The following is a 17,533-nucleotide window of genomic DNA, read 5'->3' as shown; positions in this document are numbered from 1 at the left end:
TGAGGCACCTCCGGCATCGGGCGTCAGGGAAGTCGACCTTCGAACGACCCCACGCCGGAAGCGACGGATCAGGTTCTCGCCCTACGGGATCATGAAGTCGAACTCGGCAAGCAATTGGCGCGTGGTAAGAACCTCGAGACCGCGTTCGCGAGATCGATTCGCCAGTCGACGCTCGTTGGTCACAAGCGGACATGCCTCGAATCGGGCAGTCGCCGCGATAAGAGCATCACGAGTGTGATCGATGTTGCCGGACCGAAGAGCTTCCAGTACGTCTTCGTCTTCGTCTGCCCCCACTCGGCAGAAGTTGACCCGCGAGAAGTCGACTGCGGTATCACCCGTAGGCACCACGCGGCCGAGGGAAGCCATCAGCAAGACCAACCAGGCCCGTCGCTCCATGTCCGGTATCGCCACCAGCTCATCAACCGTGACGTGGGTATAGAGAATTTCTAGGCGACCGGTTTCAACCGCGTTCTCTAGCACTTCGTAGGCACCGGGCGTGTCTGCCACCGGATCGATTGCGTTCGAGTCGAACACCACGCGTCGCATGGGCGAACGCTACTACTTCGAGGACCGCAGCTCAGACGGATTCTGGAACCGGCGGCAACTTGGACACGAGTCAACTCCACCCATCGGTTGATACCTGAGGACCTCCATCGAGGTAGCGGTTGAGGGCACTGGCCGTCGTCGACACAAACGCCGCTGGAATGGCGTCGGCGTCGACCCAGCGGACCTGGGAATGCTTGCGCGGTTCGCGGTTCTCGGGTTCGCCGGTCCATTCGTGGGCGGCGAAGACGACGGTGAGGAAGCCGTTGGGGGCCTCGACGCCCCAGGCGCCGTGGATGATGTGGGCGATCTTGAGGGACTCAGGCTTCACGGTGAGGCCCGTCTCCTCGTAGAGCTCGCGGACCGCGGTTTCGGTGATGGGTTCGCCAGGTTCGCTCTTGCCGACGGGAAGGTCCCACATGCCCTGGGCGAACTTGGCGTTCTCGCTGCGCTGGAGGAGGACGACGCGATTGGTGGCCTTGTCGTGGACGATGACGGCGGCGACCAGCAGGGTCATCGATTCGAGCGCCGGCTTGAGGGCCTTCGGCTGGTCGTTGGTCTGCTGGGCCACGATGTTCCCTTCGTCGGGCGGGTTGTTGGGCATGTTAGGCGAGGGCCTCGCGGGCGCGGCGGGCGAGATCGGCGGCACCGGGAACGCGGCGGCGCTGGTAGACCGCGAGCGTGGAGCGGATTGAGGTGATCGCCTTCCGGGCCCGATCGGAGGTCATGCCCTCCATCAGGACCAGGGCCTGGGTCCAGGCGGCGACGGCCTCGTCGGCGCGGGCCTGGGCGGCGAGGCTGTCGCCGAGGTCGGCGTGGGTAAGGGCGTGGACGCGCTTGTACTTCTCCGGGTCCCAGCGGGTGAGGGCGTCGCGGTGCTGCTGTTCGGTGCCGATGTGGTCGGCGAGGTCGGTCAGGGTGCGGGCGGTGTGGCTGGCCACAGTGCCGGCGGCGGGGCCGCTCACGCGGGAGTAGCTGGGCTGGGGGCCGTCGTCACGGAGGAGGGCATCCTCGGCGGCGAGCAGGGCGCGTGCGGCCGACGAGTTCTCCTCGATGGCGGCGTAGGCGCGGGCGTGGGTGATGTGGAGGAGAGCCTCGGTCTGGCCGTCGACGTGGCCGAGACCTGTGCGGAGGGCGCCTTCGACGAGGTCGACGCAGTGGTGGGGCTGCTTGAGGCTCAGGGCTTGGTGGGCGAGGGCGCGCATCATCCAGGCGGCGTGGCCGTGGGGGTCGGCTTCGCAGGCAAGCTTGTAGCCGACCTGGTAGTAGCGCTGGGCGGCGCCTTCCTGGCCGAGGTCGTGGTGCTTCCACCCTGCGAGGTAGGCGAGTTCGGCGACGGCTCCGAAGGCGGCTCGGCGTAAGGCTTCGCTGGGGAAGCGTCCGCGCAGCATGGGGGCGGCGGTGTCGGCGAGGTACGCGGTGACGGTGGTCAGGCCGTGCCCGCCACCGAGACGCTCGTCGGCGGCGCTGAAGGCCGCGGTGATCTGGCGTACGACGTCCACGTCATCCGCGCCGACCAGGGACGTGCCAGTGCGGGCGCGGAGCATGCGGGCGGTGGCTTCGTGGTCGTAACCGAGCGGCATGGCGACGCCGGCGGTGGTGAAGGCCGCGATGGCGAGGAAGCGGCGGCGTTCGACGTCGGCGCGGCCCAGGTCGGTGACCGCGAGGACGGGGTCGGATTCCGCCGGCTCTTCGTCACCACCGGCCTGGAGGCCGATCTCGGTCTGGGTGACCGTGCGCCCCGCTCGGCGGGACAGCGCCTCGGCCAGGTACTGACCTACCCGGCCGGACGGGGCGCGGGTGCCGTTCACCCAGTGCGAGATGGCCGACTTGTTGGTCTGGAGGATCTCGCCGTTCTCGACGGCGATGCGCCGCACGTCTCTGGCGAGGGCCTCGTAGGTGCAGTCGACCGCCGCGATGACGTCGCGCAGACGGGAGTTGGGTTCTCTCGGCGCCGCCACGATCGCCTCCGCCCTGGAGCTGTAAACCGCGTATACCGCTTCAACTGGCTTCCACCGTACCCACTGAGCGTGACCACCGGTTCACTTATCAGCAGCCGCCCGGAACGGCGCAACCGTGATCCAGGCTCCCCCTTAATCCGGGCGGCACCCCGAAGTTCCGTACGCCCACACCGGGCTCGGGCATTCCTGTGCCCGAACCTGGCCGATCAGAGACGGAGAACACGGTGACCACCATCGACACCACGACCATCACGGTCGAGCTGCCCGAGGCGTTCGACCCGCGCTGGAACCGCCTGCCCGGCATCCACGTCGACGGCCGGCGCATCACCATCGACCCGGCCGAGTACTTCTTCCGCTTCGAGTCGAACACCTGGCTCGTCGCCGACTGGGAGCTGATCAAGTCCCAGCTCCTGAACGTGGACGAGACGACCGAGAGCGCGGTCGAGCAGCTCGCGCTCGACTTCATCAAGCAGCACAGTGAGTCCACGTCCGACGCGGCCCGCGTCCTGGCCACCGCGTACGAGGTGTACGCGCATCTCTTCCGCGACGAGCACCTGGCCGGCCTCAACCTGCCGCAGATCACCGCCGACCACCTGCGGATGCTCCGCGAGGCCGCCACGCTCATGGCGCTCAACAAGGTCGAGCTCGACGGGCACATCTCCAACGTCGGCCCGTGCTGGTTCTTCCCCGCCGCCACCTCCGTCGTCTTCGACCTGGACGACGAGACGGGCGGGATGCTCGACGAGGTCTACCACGGCGGCTGGTTCAACGAGCACCGCCGCATCGAGTCCATCAAGGCCCACGCCGCGCTCGGCGGCCGGCTCGTGCACGGCTGCCAGTCCGTGCCGGACCAGTCCGGCGGCGTGGTCGCGCCCTACGGTGCCTCGATGGCGAACTTCCGCGACGACCTCGCCGCGTTCAAGGCGGGCTGGATCGAGCAGGTCTACGCCCACCGCGTGAACCCCGCCGCGTAACCCACCCGATCAGGCTCCGGGGCGGGCCGGCATCCCTCGCCCGCCCCGGACGCCACCACCCATCCCCGGAGCCCCACGTGACCACAAACCCCAGCGCCGAACTCCTCGACAACCTGCTCACCGCAACCGGCCAGACCACCGCCGTACGGGAGGAGGTACGCGTGTGGTCCATGTCCGGCGTCGAGCGCGTCACCTTCCCCGACAGCACCACGGCGATCTTCAAGTACGCCAAGAAGCCCTTCGACAGCGAGGACCAGGCCCTCCGCCTGGCCCACACCCTCGGCGTTCCCGTCCCCCAGGTCCACGCCTCCGCCGTCCTGGACGGCTGGCTCGGCATGCTCATGGAGGACCTCGGACGGTCCGTCCGCGAGGCCGACGACCTCGACGGCGTCGCTGCAGCCGTGGTCCTGCACGGAACCCGTACGGCTCCACCCTTGCCCGTACTCGACCAGGACCGGCTGCGCACGCTGCCGGCCCGGGCGCTGGAGCATCTCGAACGGCTACGCAAGGCCGACCGGTGGCAGGACGCCGACGACATCGAGGACGCGCTCGACCAGATCGCCAAGGCCGCCGAAGCCCGCTCGGCCGGAGCGACGCTGGAACCGTTCGGCTGGGTGCACTCCGAGTTCCACCCCACCAGCCTCCACATCGGCGAGCGCGGCTGGCGGCTGCTCGACTTCGCCCGCGCCTTCACCGGCCCCGGCCTGCTCGACCTCGCCAGCTGGCACGGCACCATCGAGCCCCCGCACCCCATCCGCCTCCGCGTCTTCCTGGAGCAGTACGTCACCGCCGGCGGCACCCCCGACGCCCTCGCCCCGCGCGGCGGGCTCACCGCCGAGAACTGGGCCCTGGGCTGGCACCGCATGTGGGCCGTCGAGTGGTTCATGGAGCAGTCCATCCGCTGGATCAACGACCCGGCCACCGACCCCGCCTACATCAAGGCCGTCCGCCGCCACCTCACCGACGTCCTCCACCTCCTGGAGATCTGACGTGCTCGCCCAGGCATCCCCCTGGCACGCCCACGCCCTCCAGCGCACCGCCGCCGGACTCGCCGAACCCCTCTCTGTACCCGCCCGGATGGAATGGACCACGAGACCCGGCCAAGGTCCCGGAGCCGAAATCCTCGGCCCCGACCTGCGCGGCAAGCGACTCCTGGAACTCGGCTGCGGCCCCGGCCACAACGCCGCCCACCTCGCCACCCGCCACGGCTCCCACGTCACCGGCGTCGACCTGGTCGGCCTGCAGGTCCGCCGCGCCCGCTCCCACTACGGACGGCTGAACAACCTCACCTACGTCGCCGGCCACGCCCTGCACTACCTGCACGCCACCGACGAGCAGTTCGACGCGATCTACTCCGTCTTCGGCGCCGTCGGCCTCGTCGCCCCCGAGCTCCTGCTCCCGGCCATCGCCCAACGCCTCACGCCCGGCCGGGTGCTCGCCTTCTCCGTCCCGCACCCGCAGCGCGGCGGCCGAAGCCCCTCGGGCGACGACCGGCCCCGCCGCGACCACGTCACTCTTCCCGATCGCACCCGCCTACCCATCGCCCGCTGGGAGTTCGCCAATGACCGGTGGGAGAGGCACCTCAGCCGGGCGGGCTTCTGGCTCACCTCTGCCCAGGAGTTCCACGACCCCCGCATGGGCCACTGGCCCACCACCCTGCTGATCCGCGCCCGCAAGCTCTGACCAGCCATTCGCCCGGCTTCCCTTGGAGGAACCGATGCGCCCGCCCTACCTGCTCCTCGACATCGACGGCGTCCTCATTCCCTTCCCCGACGCAGAGGGCTCGGCCCCGGCCACCCACGCCCGCCACGACGTCGTCCCCACCGGCCGCAGCGCCGACAACCCGGTCACCGTCTGGCTCAACCCCGGCCACGGCCGCCTTCTCATGGACGTGATTCGCACCGGCCTGGTCACTCCCGTCTGGTGCACCAGCTGGCGCCAGGACGCCACCACCCTCATCGGGCCCCTTCTCGACCTCCCGGCCCTGCCGCACATCGACCTGCCACATCCCCAGATCACCACCAGCCACCCCAACGGCTACCTCTGGAAGCGCGACCACGTCGACGCCTGGCTGGGCGACGCCCCCGCCGTCTGGATCGACGACGACTTCACCGGCCTCGACCACGCCTGGGCGGCGGAGCGCGCCGCCCGCGGGACGGCGACCCTCCTCGTTCAGCCCGACCCACACCTCGGGCTGCAGCCCGACCACCTGACCGAGGTGACGAAGTGGGTCGCTCAGTTACCCGTAGTCCGAGCCGCCTGACGACTGATGCCCTCGCTGCCACGGACAGCGAGGGCATCAGGGTGCGTAACGGGCGGCCCGAACGCGACCTCGACTGGTGGGCTGGCGTATTCGGGCCTCCTCGTCATGAGTCACGCCACGTCAGGCCGTCGGCCCGTTGAGGCGGTACTCCTCGGAGGGCATCGAGTCCCATTCGGTATTCGCGCCGTCGCGCGTCACCATGAACAACGGGCGGGATCGGAGGACCGGCCCGACTAGTTGCCCGCGCATGACGACCCCGGGATCATCCGGTCCTGCGTAGCCCTCGGGCGTGTAGCGGAAGTACACGTCCATTGCCTCGGCATACGCGATTGCGTCGCTCTCCAGCTCCGACAGGTCGCGCCCGACCAGCGGGATTCCGTCGTATGCGACCTGGGGACCGTACACGGCGTCGACAGCAATGCAGAAGAGGCCCACAGCTTGACTCACATAGGTTGTGACGGCAGATGGAGGAGGAGCCGCCCCGTGACGGCGGACCTCGACCTTCCAGGTCGGCGAGAAGATCGCGTGGTCCGGTGCACAATCGCTGACCTTCGTCTGGCCGAGTGTCTCAGCCGCCTCGACCACTTCGTCGACGGTCATACCGAACCGGAGCGGTCCCACGCCGACAGCCGGCGCATAGGACCACTCGTCCCGTCCGGCGACTCCGAAATCGGCTTCGGCCTTGACCGCCATAGTCGCCCCTCTAGAGACACCTGAGAACTCACCGGCGCCCATCATGTCAATCACCGACCAGCAGACTGTCGGGTGCGGCCGGGCGCGAAAGGCTGTGAACTCAGCGATCGCCTCCGGCGACGGCTTCCGGTGCCCACGCGAGGGCTGGATAACGGGTCCCGCTGATCGTCTACGAAGTCGCCGACGTGGCGGCCGACGACTGCGGAGTGGGCCACGGCCGGTCGTCAGGTGTCGTTGCGGGGCGGCCGGCCAGTACGTAGTCGCGGTACTCGTCGCCCGCCATGGACTGGTTTACCCAGCGTTCGAGTGCGGCTCCGGTTTGGCTCTCGGCAGCGTGCATGGCAGCACGCGGCTCACTCGTGGTTGCCAAGAGCAGGCCGAAGTCCTCTTCCTCGTCGTCGAACAACGGTGGCAGCGAATCCAGGTCGCCAGTCAGGGGTTCGCAGTCGAGAGCGGTGTGGAGGTAGACCTCGTAGGACCCTCGGGACGGCCGTATTTCGACCCAGCGGACCCCCGGCCTCACGGGGGTTCCAGCCGGTCCGAGGAACTGCTCGACGGAACGCCCCCGCTTGAGGGCGCCGAGGATGAATGGTTCTGCGAGATAGCGCACGCCGGAAGGCTACGGCGTGATGAGGATGCGCGTCCGCAGAAGGGCATCTGACCGGGGTCAGCGGTGTCGACCGTGCTCTTTGGGCCTCGTGGCCACTGGTGCGACCGGAGGATGCGGCGTGGCAGACCTGGCCGATGTGCCGCTGGTGGTGCTTCGGCTGCGAGCTGCTTGCGTCCGTCGGTTCGGTTGAGCGGTGATGCGCCAGTTGAGGACCTCGGCGGGGCGCTCGGCGCTGTCGAGCTCTCGTTGGGTGCCCACCTCGGCCAGGAGACGTCGGGGGTTGTGGCCGGCGGTCTCGGCGTGGGCGAGGGTTGTGGTCAGGGCGATCCAAGTGGGGTCGGCGAGGATCCGGTCGGCGTGGTCGGGGAGGGTCGCGCGAACGTCCTGTTCGTAGCGGCGGGCGGTTGCGTCTCGTGGTGCGCGGTGGGCCAAGTCGGCCAAGACGGGTGCGGCGGCCTGCTGGTAGCCCGCCTGGAGGTGGCGGAAGGCTTCCTCGGCCGCAGCGGCCTGCTGCTCGTGGCCGCGCTGTTCGTGCCACTTGGCGGCGGCGCGGGCCAGGTGCACGGTGGCGAAGAGCAGGGCGATGGCGAGCCCGCCCGGTTCGTTGGAGGCGTAGGCGAGTTCCTTGGCGGCCTTGCGCAGGGCAGTGGCGGCCTGGTGGTCGGCGCGGGTGGCGGAGCGGCGGGCGCGGTTGAACGCCATTGCCGCCGCCTGCAGTTCGGCCCGGTGTGGGCCGGTCGTGGCGCTGGCGATGTTGTACAGGGCATCGCCGAAGGCGGCGAGGTGGCCCTGGGCGGCGGCATCGTCATCGGAGTCGAGGATGGTGCGTGCCGTGTGGATGCCGGTGGTGGTGTGGTGCCATGGGGCGGCGGGGTCCGCCCGATACCGGGGGTGGTCGGCCACCTTCTGGTCGGGGAGGCGTTCGCGTAGGCGGTTGATGGAGAGGTCGGGGGCGAGTTTCGAGCCGCCGTACCAGACGGGTTCGCCGGCCGCGTTGGTGTCGCCGGGGGCGGCGAGGCTGTAGCCGATGACGTCGCCGGTCTCGGGGCCGATGCGGGTTTTGACCTTGATGCCGAGGGACTGCAGCACGGTGAAGTAGTCGGCTTCGTTGTGTACGGCGGCGGCGACCGCGTATGCCTGCTCGCGCAGCCACTGCCGTGCCGTGACCGTCTGGCCCTGGCGCTCGGCCTTGGCGCGTTCGGCGCCGGTGGGAGTGCGGGGCGCGGTGAGGTCGCCGGGGTTCAGGCGGCGCAGGCCGAACTCGGCTTCGATCTTGCGGCATTCGGCTTGGGCTCGCTGTCCGTCGTGGTGGGTGCGCGGGCGGCGGCCGTCGGCGCGGACGGTGGTGGCCATGATGTGGATGTGGTCGTCGGCGTGCCGCACCGCGATCCACCGGCAAGCCTTCTCGTCGCCTTCGGGAGCGATGCCAGCGGCGTGAACGATGCGGCGCGCGACCTCGGCCCACTCGGCGTCGGTGAGGTAGCGGTCGCCGGGCGCGGTACGGACCGGGCAGTGCCAGACGTGCTGCGGCGGCTTCTTGCCGCCCAGCTCGCGGGTGCGCAGGTCGACGTGGGTGTCGAGGCGCTTGGCGAGCCGGGTGTAGGTGGCTGCCGGGTTGCGGCCGGGGTCGGGGGCGCCGGCCATGTCCCAGGCGGCGACGATGTGTGGGTCGGTGTGTTCGTCGCGGCGGCCGGGGCCGAAGAGGTAGACGATCAGTCCGCGGGTGTCGGAGCCGGTGGAGACGTCAGGAACCATGTGCGGTGCCTTCCGTCAGGAGCTGGTCGATCAGTCGGTAGCTGTTCTCGGCTGCTTGCTCGACGCGGTCCAGCACCGCCTCGGCACGCTCGGGCACGGTTCCTCGGTGGATGGCTGCGGTGATCTGGTTGAGGTTCCTGCCGATGCGGTCGAGCGCGACCGTGTGTGCCTCGACGGCCTCGATCAGCGGGCGGACCGGGTCGTCCTCCGGGCTGCCGACCAGCCCCGCCTTGCCGAGGGCGACGGCCAAGGCGGCGTCCCCGACGAATCCGGCGAACTTCTGACCGCGCTGGTGAGCGGCGGCGCTGATCACGCTCACAGCGGTCCGGGTGAAGCGGATGGTCTTCTCCTGGTCGCGCTTCTCCACCGTGCGCTTGCGGTTCATCAGCGCAGGCAGGACGGGGGCATTGAGATCCCGCCAGGAGGGTTGCTCGACGGATGGCTGGACAGCCGTCGGCGGCTGAGTGGAAAGGGCGACGGAGTCGGCTGCGGGCGGGCAGCTGGTCTCGGCTGCACCCTCCTCCGGCTCGGGCGCCCCCTGGCGCTCGGCCTTCTCCTCCGCCACCCCTGGGGCGGGGGCAAGCGCGGACGAAGCCTCGTTAGAGGCTCGTTCGCTCCAGCTTGCTGCTGCTCGGCGGGTCAGGCCGAAGAATCCCTTGCGGCGGCGGGTGGGGGCGTTGTCGGTGCTCGTTTCGGGCATGGTGGTGCTCCGGTGGTCGTGTGCGGTGGGGCTTCGTCACGTCCGTTGCATCCGTCCCGTAGCTGGTCAGGACAGGTACGGAGGCGGTCGCAGGTACGGAGTGATCCGTATCGGCAAGGAACTCCGTCCCCGCGCTGACCTGCGCGGGGACGGATGCGACGGATTGATACGGAGCTGGTGTCAGCGAGTGGGCCTCGGGCCGGTAGGCCCGCCGGGCGGGCCGATGGGCAGCGTCCCGGTCGGAGGGGCCGGTGGCTTGCCCGGGGCTCGACGTGCGAGCACGGCCTCGTCGGCTGCGGGTGCCGGCTGGGCAGGGTCGGGGCAGTAGCGGGCCCAGGCGTCGAGGAACTGGTTGCGGGCGTACGCCTTGGCCTGCCTGCCGTTCTCGAAGCGGTGGTTGGCCGGGCTGATGCCGAAGTCGCGGAGCAGGTTGGCCAGGTGGTAGGCGTTCAGGCCCTTGGTGCCGTACTCGGCCCAGGGTGCCTCGGCGTCCTGGATGAGGGCGGCGAGCAGGTCATGGCTGCGCAGCGCCTCCTTGTCGCCCTGGTGCTCGAAGACTCGGCGGATGTCCCGGAGCAACCGGGTCTTCAGCGTCGCCTGCTCGTCCTGGACCACCTCGTTGCGGGTCATCGCCAGGCAGGCGGCGCGGGCCTGGGCGGGCCAGTGGCCGCCGGCCAGGTCGGCGACGATGACCAGGGGCTCCCAGGTGTCCGCGGCCCGGTCCTCGACCGGCATCGGTGGCACCAGCCGGTGCGCTGTCCCGCGCAGCGGGGTCAGCCACGCGGCCAGCTGATCCCGCAGCGCGTTCAGTTCCGGGACGGAGTGCCGGGATCGGAAGGGAGCGACCTTCTCGCCGGGCTTGCGCTTCTGCATGCGGAGCACGACGGCTCGGTCCATGATCGTGTCCGGCAGGTCGCCGATGCCTGCCAGCGCGGCCATGGCGAAGGTCGGGAACGCGGTCGGCTTGTGCTCAGGGCCGGATATCCGCCAGGCGGGGCGGTTGCGCTGGTGTCCGGCGTTCAGCAGGCCGCGCAGGTCCTCCTTGTCGCCGGCCTTCGGGCCGAAGATGGTGTCGGCCTCGTCCACCAGGAGCGTTGGCGGGTCCTCGCCGATGATCCGGAAGACCACCGCCGACGAGGTGTTCACCGTCATCATCGGCTTGTGCACGGTCTCGTGGAGCACGTCCAGGACCCGGGACTTGCCGCAGCCCTTGGTCGGCCCCACCACCGCCAGGCGCGGCGCGTGCTGGAGGGCGGGCTGAATGTGGGAAGCCGCCACCCACAAGGTGACCGCGGTGAGTGCCTCCTCGCTCGGCAGCACGACGTACCGGCCGATCGCGGCGCGCAGCTCGTCCAGTACGGCGGTCCCGTCCTGGTCCCGGTCCGCCGTGAGGCCGGCACGCTCATGATCCTCGGTCCCCGGTCCGGGTTCGGGGACCGTCCCCGGAGCATCGTGGTGACCGCGGAAAACCGGGACCGACGGTCCGGGTTCGCCGACCGACTGACCGGAACTCTTCGTCCGGTCCTCGGCTTCCAGACCGGGTCCATGGTCCGGGTTCCCGGTCCGGTCCGGTGGGCCGCTGAGCTGCGCGTTCTCCGTCGGTCCGGGTTCCTGGTCCGGGTTGTCCGGAACTTCGGTCCGGGTTTCGGTCGCGGGCCGGTCCGGTTCCGGACCGACCGGACCAGCGGCACGGTCCGGTCGATCGCCGGTCCCCGGAAAGGCGGGTCGGCCGTCCGCTCGGTCCGGACCGAGCCACGGGATGCCCTGGCCGGGGACCGCAGCGGCAGGCCAGACGACCTTGTGGGATGTGTTCGAGGTGGAGGGGGACGTAGAGTCCTCCATCGACGTTCCTCTCAGGTGAGGGACGGGACGGGCAAGGTCCCGCCCCTCGCCGGTTCGTTCGTTCAGGGATGGGCGACGTGCAGGGGAATCTCCGGCCCTCGGCGTTGGCGCGCCGGGGGCCGTTGCTGTGTCCGGGGCTGCGGGCGGCTCACGAGGCCAGGCCCCACTCGTCTCGGCCGTCGATCAGCGTGTGCTCGTAGCGCAGCAGCTCGGCCTCGGGGTAGAGCACCCGCTTGCCGACCTTGATGCCGCGCGGCCCCTTCTTGATGTGGCGCCAGTAGCGGACGGTGCTCTCGGCTGTGCGGTAGCGCTCGGCGACCTCGGTGGTGGTCAGGTATCGCATGCATTCCCATTCGGCTAGGCGACGATTCGATCTGCATAAAGTTGTACCCCAGGATCGGCGGTTACCCAAATCGGGAAGCCCATGTTTCAATTGGGATAGCGATGGTGATGATGGAGGTTCAATGGCAGGCGACAAGCCCGAGGGTGGCGAAGTGCCGCTGCTCTACAGCGAAGGGAACGTGGCCGCACGCGTCGCCCTGGAGCGCGAGGTCAGAGGGTGGAGCACGACCGAGCTGGCGGAGCGGGTGACCAGAGCCGGCATCAAGATGAACCAGACGGCGGTCTGGCGCATCGAGAACGGCACCCCCCGCCGACGCATCAACCTCGACGAGGCCCTCGCCTTCTCACGCGTCTTCGAGCTTCCTCTTGAAGAGCTGATGTCCCCGCCCCTCGAGGGGCTCGACATCGACAGCCGGCGGCTCGTCCAGGAAGCCGTCGAAGCGTTCTACGAGGCCCGAGACGCGCGCGACCGCCTGCATCACGCCGTGGTCGCCATCGCCGACCACATCAAGGCCCACCCGGACAGCTCGCGGGCGATCCACGAGCAGTGCCTCCGCCTCATGGGCGACGAGCGGGACGCTCGCACGCTCAGCAGCGACATCGAGGACGGCGGCCACTACTGACAACCGACACGAAGGAGAGGCCACTTGGCCAACATCCAGAAGCGCCCCAACGGTAAATGGCGTGCTCGCTACCGCGACCTCGACGGCAAGGAGCACGCCCGCCACTTCGAGCGCAAGATCGACGCCCAGCGGTGGATCGACGAGGTCACGGCCAGCCTGGTCACCGGGCAGTACGTCGACCCGCGATCGTCGAAGAAGCCCTTCAAGGAGTACGCGGAGGAATGGCGGGCCATCCAGCCGCACCGGCCTTCCACGGCCAAGGCGGTGGCCCAGCACCTGCGCTGCTACGTCTACCCGGCCTGGGAGAAGCGGGCACTCGGCGCCATCAAGCCCGGCGACGTACAGAGCTGGGTCACCAGTCTGACCACCACGCACGGGCTGGCCGCCAGCACCTCACGGACGGTCTTCAACACGGTCAACGCCGTTTTCAGGGCGGCCGTCCGTGACCGGATGATCCCTCACAACCCGTGCGCCGAGGCGAAGCTGCCCTCGGTACCACGGAAGAAGATCGTGCCACTGGCTGTCGAGCAGGTACGGACGCTGTCCGAGGAAATACCCGCCCGATACAAGGGCCTCGTGCTACTCGGCGCGGCCACCGGACTCCGCCCCGGCGAACTCTTCGGCCTCCAGCTCCGGCACGTGGACCTGCTGCACGCGACCGTCTCGGTCGAGCAGCAGATTCAGCAGACCGCCAAGCACGGCGTGTACGTCTGCCCGCCCAAGACCGCTCGCTCGCACCGCACGGTCCCGCTCCCCCGCGTGGCAGTGGATGCGATGAAGGCCCACCTGCGGGACTTCCCCGCCGATGGGCACGAGGGCTGGATCTTCACGGCGCCGCAAGGCGGACCCGTGGTCTACACGCACTTCATGGACGCCTCCTGGCGGCCCGCCTGCGCGAAGGCCGGCATACCGAAGGGCACCGGACCCCACGCCCTCCGGCACCACTACGCCAGCCTGCTGATCAAGCACGGCGAGTCCGTGAAGACGGTCTCCGAGCGTCTCGGCCACACCAATGCGGCCATGACGCTGAACATCTACACCCACCTGTGGCCCGACTCCGAGGAGCGGACCCGGGCCGCGGTCGACAAGGCGTACGCGGACCAGTCCGCAGATGCCCAGCCGCAGGTCGACGAAGCGGCGTAGCCGCTCCCCCGCGCGCTGACCGACGTCAGCACGCTGCGGACTCTGTGCGGACCGCAAAGGCCGCCCAACCCGCTCCGTCGCAGGTCAGACGGCCTTTCGCCGAACGTATTAGACGTTGAAGCGGAACTCCACCACGTCGCCGTCCTGCATCACGTACTCCTTGCCCTCCATGCGGGCCTTGCCGGCCGCGCGGGCGTCGGCTACCGAGCCGGTGGCGACCAGGTCGGCGAAGGAGATGACCTCGGCCTTGATGAAGCCCTTCTGGAAGTCGGTGTGGATCACACCGGCCGCCTCGGGGGCCGTCGCGCCCTGCTTGATCGTCCAGGCGCGGGATTCCTTCGGGCCGGCCGTCAGGTAGGTCTGGAGGCCGAGGGTCGCGAAGCCGACGCGGGCGAGGGTGGCGAGGCCGGGCTCCTCGGCGCCGACGGACTGGAGGAGCTCCATGGCGTCCTCCTCGTCGAGCTCGGCGAGGTCCTGCTCCAGCTTGGCGTTGAGGAAGATCGCCTCGGCCGGGGCGACCAGCGCGCTCTGCTCGGCCTTGAAGGCGTCGTCCGTCAGCTCGTCCTCGTCGACGTTGAAGACGTACAGGAACGGCTTCGTGGTCAGGAGGTGGAGGTCGTGGAGCGGCTCCGCCTTCTCCGAGCCCTGGACGATGCCCTGCGAGAAGAGGGTGTCGCCCTTCTCCAGGATCGCCTGGGCGGCCTCGACCGCCGCGACCTTCGGCGCGATGTCCTTCTTGATCCGCATCTCCTTCTGGAGGCGCGGCAGGACCTTCTCGATCGTCTGGAGGTCCGCGAGGATCAGCTCCGTGTTGATCGTCTCGATGTCGTCCTTCGGCGAGACCTTGCCGTCGACGTGGACGACGTTCTCGTCCTTGAAGGCGCGGATGACCTGGCAGATCGCGTCCGACTCGCGGATGTTCGCGAGGAACTTGTTGCCCAGGCCCTCGCCCTCGCTCGCGCCGCGCACGATGCCCGCGATGTCGACGAAGTCGACCGTCGCCGGGAGGATGCGCTGGGAGCTGAAGATCTCCGCGAGCTTGGTGAGGCGGGCGTCCGGGACACCGACGACACCGACGTTGGGCTCGATCGTGGCGAACGGGTAGTTGGCCGCCAGCACGTCGTTCTTGGTCAGGGCGTTGAACAGGGTCGACTTGCCGACATTCGGCAGACCGACGATTCCGATCGTGAGCGACACGGTGGCGACTTCCTGAAGTGTGGATGGTGGGCCGATCCCCCAGTTTACGGGCGGGCCGAACCGGCCAGTGACGCCGACCTTCGGTCGATCTCGGGCGCAACGTCACCCAAAGGGCGTGTCTCGGACCGGGTTCCCCGCCTCTTCCGACCTACGTTGGTGGTGTGGAGCAGCACAGGACAAGTCAGCCGCAAGGCCGCCGACGGCCGCAAAACCCCGTCACGCCGCCCGTGGCGCCGCCCGCCGCGCTCGTGGACGGCGCGGCCGTCGAGGGCGTGGCCGTGTACCGCGTGACCGGCAGGGCCGGGCGGGGCGCCGGCGACGGCCGCGTGGAGCGGGCCGGGGCCGCGGGGGCCGCCGGTCCCGTGCGCGGTTCCGCACGGCCTTCGGGCACCCGGCCGGTGCCGCCCGTCGTCCTCGCCCTGCGGCGGCTCCCGGCGCCCCGGCTCACGGGGCTCGGCGCCGGCCTCTTCGCCGCCGCCGTCATGCTCGTCGTCGGTTTCCTCGACCGGCTGATCCTCGACGGCTCCCCGATCGTCTTCGGGCTGCTGTTCCTGCCGGTCAGCGCCCTGACCGCGCTGTGGGTCCGTACCGCCGACCTCGTCACCGCCCCGATCAGCGTGCCCATCGCCTTCGCCGTCGGGGTCGTCCCCATCGCGGGCGGTACGGGTGGGCTCGGCGGCCAGGCCATGGCCGTCGTGACCGCGCTCGCCGTGCACGCCGGCTGGCTCTACGGGGGCACCCTCGTCGCCGGGCTCATCACGAGCGTGCGGAAGGTACGGGACATGGGGCGCCGACAGCAGCGTCACGCCGCCGCCGGGGCCGGGGCCGGGGTCGGGGCCGTCGGTTCCGGTGCCGCCGGGCGGACCACCCCCGGTGCCGGCGAGAAGGCCGGCGGGCGCCCCCCGGCGCCCGGCCGCCGCCCCGTCGCGTAAGGCCCCTGCCAGGGGCGCGCGGCCCAGGAGCACGCGGCCCCGGAGCACGCGGCCCAGGAGCACGCGGCCCAGGAGCACGCGGCCCGGGGGCTCGCGCCCCGTCACTCGTGCGCCGCCGGCGCTCAGGCCTCCGCCGCCGCCATCGCCGCGCCCACGATCCCCGCGTTGTTCTGGAGCTCGGCAGGGACGATCTCCGCGCGGATGCCCTCGATCAGCGGGAGGAACTTGTCGGCCTTGCGGCTCACCCCGCCGCCGATGATGAACAGCTCCGGCGAGAACAGCATCTCCACGTGCGCGAGGTACTTCGTCAGCCGGCGCTTCGCCCAGTGCTCCCAGCTGAGGTCGTGGTCCTCCTTGGCCTTCGTCGAGGCCCGGGTCTCCGCGTCGTGGCCCTTCAGCTCCAGGTGGCCCAGCTCCGTGTTCGGCACGAGCCGGCCGTCGACGAAGAGGGCCGAGCCGATGCCCGTGCCCAGTGTCAGCAGGATCACCGTGCCCTTGCGGCCCCGGCCCGCTCCGAAGGTCATCTCCGCGACCCCGGCCGCGTCCGCGTCGTTCAGGACGGTCACCGGGAGCCCGCCGAGCCGCTCGCTCAGGAGGGTGCCCGCGTCGACGCCGATCCAGGTCCTGTCGACGTTGGCGGCGGTACGGATCGTGGAGCCGGTCACCACGCCCGGGAAGGTCACCCCCACCGGTCCGGTCCAGCCGAAGTGCCCCACGACCTCCACGACGCAGCCCGCCACACCGTCGGGTGTGGCGGGCTGCGGGGTGAGTACCTTGTGGCGCTCCTCGGCGAGCGCTCCGCGCTCCAGGTCCACGGGGGCGCCCTTGATGCCCGAACCGCCGATGTCCACTCCGAAGACGTTCATGGTCATGGACCCACGGTAAGGGCTCTGGCGTGGAGTTACTCCTTGGCGGCGGCCGCGGGCTCACCCGCGCCGAGCTTCTCCGCCACGGCGCGCAGGTCCTTGTTGCGGAGCTCCTTGGGCAGGGAGAACGTCAGGGACTCGTCCGCCGTCTTGACGATCTCGACGTCCGCGTAGCCGCGCTCGCCGAGCCACTCCAGGACCTCCTGGACCAGGATGTCCGGGACGGAGGCGCCGGAGGAGAGGCCGACGCTGGTCACGCCCTCCAGCCAGGCCTCGTCGATCTCGCTCGCGAAGTCGACCAGGTACGCGGCGGGGACGCCGGCCTGCTTGGCGACCTCGACCATGCGGATCGAGTTCGAGGAGTTCTTCGAGCCGACGACGATCACGAGCTCCGCCTGGCCGGCGAGCTCCTTGATCGCGATCTGGCGGTTCTGCGTGGCGTAGCAGATGTCGTCGGACGGCGGCGAGATCAGCTGCGGGAACTTCTCCTTCAGCGCGTCGACCGTCTCCATCGTCTCGTCGACCGAGAGGGTGGTCTGGGAGAGCCAGACGACCCGGGAGGGGTCGCGGACCTCGATCTTGGCGACGTCGCCGGGGCCGTCGACCAGCTGGATGTGGTCGGGGGCCTCGCCGGAGGTGCCGATGACCTCCTCGTGGCCCTCGTGGCCGATGAGGAGGATGTCGAAGTCCTCGTTGGCGAAGCGGACGGCTTCCTTGTGGACCTTGGTGACCAGCGGGCAGGTGGCGTCGATCGTCGCGAGCCGGCCCTGGCGGGCCTCCTCGTGGACAGTCGGGGCGACGCCGTGCGCGGAGAACATCACGATGTTGCCCGGCGGCACCTCGGTCGCCTGGTCGACGAAGATCGCGCCCTTCCGCTCCAGCGTCTGGACCACGTACTTGTTGTGGACGATCTCGTGGCGTACGTAGATCGGCGCCCCGTACTGCTCCAGGGCCTTCTCCACGGCGATCACGGCACGGTCCACGCCCGCGCAGTAGCCGCGGGGGGCGGCGAGCAGGACACGCTTCGGGCGGTTCGTCGCGGGGGCGGACTCGGGCGTCGACGCGGGCGTTGCAGTCATGCGCCCCATC

Annotated in this window: 19 protein-coding genes; 7 read left to right on the top strand and 12 right to left on the bottom strand. The window is 70.1% G+C overall.

Going from position 1 to position 17,533, the window contains the following annotated elements; all coding sequences use genetic code 11:
- Positions 1-81: 81 nt before the first annotated feature.
- The 3 genes from IE124_RS24485 to IE124_RS24475 form a co-directional block, all read right to left on the bottom strand.
- On the bottom strand, positions 82-546 hold the full coding sequence (locus IE124_RS24485) for a PIN domain-containing protein (protein WP_189510185.1): 465 nt from the start codon (positions 544-546) through the stop codon (positions 82-84).
- 70 nt (positions 547-616) lie between these two features.
- On the bottom strand, positions 617-1,147 hold the full coding sequence (locus IE124_RS24480) for an NUDIX domain-containing protein (protein WP_189510183.1): 531 nt from the start codon (positions 1,145-1,147) through the stop codon (positions 617-619).
- Position 1,148: 1 nt separating this feature from the next.
- The gene (locus IE124_RS24475) at positions 1,149-2,504 is read right to left on the bottom strand and encodes an NsdA family TPR-like regulatory protein (RefSeq protein ID WP_189510181.1); all 1,356 of its coding nucleotides are present in this window, start codon (positions 2,502-2,504) and stop codon (positions 1,149-1,151) included.
- A gap of 224 nt (positions 2,505-2,728) precedes the next feature.
- Here IE124_RS24475 and IE124_RS24470 point away from each other — a divergent pair, with 224 nt between their 5' ends.
- From IE124_RS24470 to IE124_RS24455, 4 genes are all read left to right on the top strand, one after another.
- Positions 2,729-3,478, top strand: coding sequence for a hypothetical protein (locus tag IE124_RS24470; RefSeq protein WP_189510179.1), 750 nt, complete (start codon positions 2,729-2,731; stop codon positions 3,476-3,478).
- A 77-nt stretch (positions 3,479-3,555) separates the two neighbouring features.
- On the top strand, positions 3,556-4,467 hold the full coding sequence (locus IE124_RS24465; protein ID WP_189510177.1) for a phosphotransferase family protein: 912 nt from the start codon (positions 3,556-3,558) through the stop codon (positions 4,465-4,467).
- Position 4,468: 1 nt separating this feature from the next.
- Positions 4,469-5,161, top strand: a complete 693-nt coding sequence (locus IE124_RS24460; protein WP_189510175.1) for a class I SAM-dependent methyltransferase — start codon at positions 4,469-4,471, stop codon at positions 5,159-5,161.
- A 34-nt stretch (positions 5,162-5,195) separates the two neighbouring features.
- A complete protein-coding gene (locus IE124_RS24455; protein ID WP_189510173.1) occupies positions 5,196-5,741 on the top strand; it encodes an HAD domain-containing protein in 546 nt (181 codons plus the stop codon).
- A gap of 120 nt (positions 5,742-5,861) precedes the next feature.
- Here IE124_RS24455 and IE124_RS24450 read toward each other — a convergent pair whose 3' ends face one another.
- The 6 genes from IE124_RS24450 to IE124_RS24425 all read right to left on the bottom strand — a co-directional run bounded on the left by IE124_RS24450 (position 5,862) and on the right by IE124_RS24425 (position 11,684).
- The gene (locus IE124_RS24450) at positions 5,862-6,434 is read right to left on the bottom strand and encodes a hypothetical protein (protein ID WP_189510171.1); all 573 of its coding nucleotides are present in this window, start codon (positions 6,432-6,434) and stop codon (positions 5,862-5,864) included.
- A 169-nt stretch (positions 6,435-6,603) separates the two neighbouring features.
- Entirely contained in the window at positions 6,604-7,044 is a 441-nt protein-coding gene (locus IE124_RS24445) for an FHA domain-containing protein (protein ID WP_189510169.1), read from the bottom strand.
- 57 nt (positions 7,045-7,101) lie between these two features.
- The gene (locus tag IE124_RS24440; RefSeq protein ID WP_189510167.1) at positions 7,102-8,799 is read right to left on the bottom strand and encodes a relaxase/mobilization nuclease domain-containing protein; all 1,698 of its coding nucleotides are present in this window, start codon (positions 8,797-8,799) and stop codon (positions 7,102-7,104) included.
- Positions 8,789-9,364, bottom strand: a complete 576-nt coding sequence (locus IE124_RS24435) for a hypothetical protein (RefSeq protein WP_189510347.1) — start codon at positions 9,362-9,364, stop codon at positions 8,789-8,791. The genes IE124_RS24440 and IE124_RS24435 overlap by 11 nt, the downstream gene beginning before the upstream one ends.
- A 315-nt stretch (positions 9,365-9,679) precedes the next feature.
- The gene (locus IE124_RS24430) at positions 9,680-10,855 is read right to left on the bottom strand and encodes a DUF3631 domain-containing protein (protein ID WP_229832816.1); all 1,176 of its coding nucleotides are present in this window, start codon (positions 10,853-10,855) and stop codon (positions 9,680-9,682) included.
- A 634-nt stretch (positions 10,856-11,489) separates the two neighbouring features.
- Positions 11,490-11,684, bottom strand: coding sequence for a helix-turn-helix transcriptional regulator (locus tag IE124_RS24425; protein WP_189510164.1), 195 nt, complete (start codon positions 11,682-11,684; stop codon positions 11,490-11,492).
- Positions 11,685-11,805: 121 nt separating this feature from the next.
- On the opposite strand from IE124_RS24425, the gene IE124_RS24420 reads away from it, so the two are divergent.
- Together IE124_RS24420 and IE124_RS24415 are read left to right on the top strand one after the other, a co-directional pair.
- Positions 11,806-12,306 carry a helix-turn-helix transcriptional regulator gene (locus tag IE124_RS24420; RefSeq protein WP_189510162.1) on the top strand — a complete coding sequence of 167 codons (501 nt, stop codon included), beginning with the start codon at positions 11,806-11,808 and terminating at the stop codon, positions 12,304-12,306.
- Positions 12,307-12,330: 24 nt separating this feature from the next.
- Complete coding sequence (locus IE124_RS24415; RefSeq protein WP_189510160.1) at positions 12,331-13,449, top strand: tyrosine-type recombinase/integrase; 1,119 nt, start codon at positions 12,331-12,333, stop codon at positions 13,447-13,449.
- Between the two features lie 108 nt (positions 13,450-13,557).
- Here IE124_RS24415 and ychF read toward each other — a convergent pair whose 3' ends face one another.
- On the bottom strand, positions 13,558-14,646 hold the full coding sequence (gene ychF / locus IE124_RS24410) for a redox-regulated ATPase YchF (protein ID WP_189510158.1): 1,089 nt from the start codon (positions 14,644-14,646) through the stop codon (positions 13,558-13,560).
- Positions 14,647-14,807: 161 nt separating this feature from the next.
- Here ychF and IE124_RS24405 point away from each other — a divergent pair, with 161 nt between their 5' ends.
- A complete protein-coding gene (locus tag IE124_RS24405; protein WP_370468812.1) occupies positions 14,808-15,578 on the top strand; it encodes a DUF6542 domain-containing protein in 771 nt (256 codons plus the stop codon).
- Between the two features lie 122 nt (positions 15,579-15,700).
- On the opposite strand, the gene ppgK is transcribed toward IE124_RS24405, so the two are convergent.
- Positions 15,701-16,444: a polyphosphate--glucose phosphotransferase gene (gene ppgK / locus IE124_RS24400; RefSeq protein ID WP_189510343.1), complete on the bottom strand. Its 744-nt coding sequence runs from the start codon at positions 16,442-16,444 to the stop codon at positions 15,701-15,703.
- Positions 16,445-16,479: 35 nt separating this feature from the next.
- Entirely contained in the window at positions 16,480-17,532 is a 1,053-nt protein-coding gene (locus IE124_RS24395; protein ID WP_370468811.1) for a 4-hydroxy-3-methylbut-2-enyl diphosphate reductase, read from the bottom strand.
- Between the last annotated feature and the right edge of the window lies 1 nt (position 17,533).

Origin of the sequence: Streptomyces narbonensis (assembly GCF_014649015.1) — a bacterium.
Classification (GTDB): domain Bacteria; phylum Actinomycetota; class Actinomycetes; order Streptomycetales; family Streptomycetaceae; genus Streptomyces; species Streptomyces narbonensis.
The sequence above is the reverse complement of the archived record's forward strand: the minus strand, read 5'-3'. Positions and strand labels throughout refer to the sequence as shown.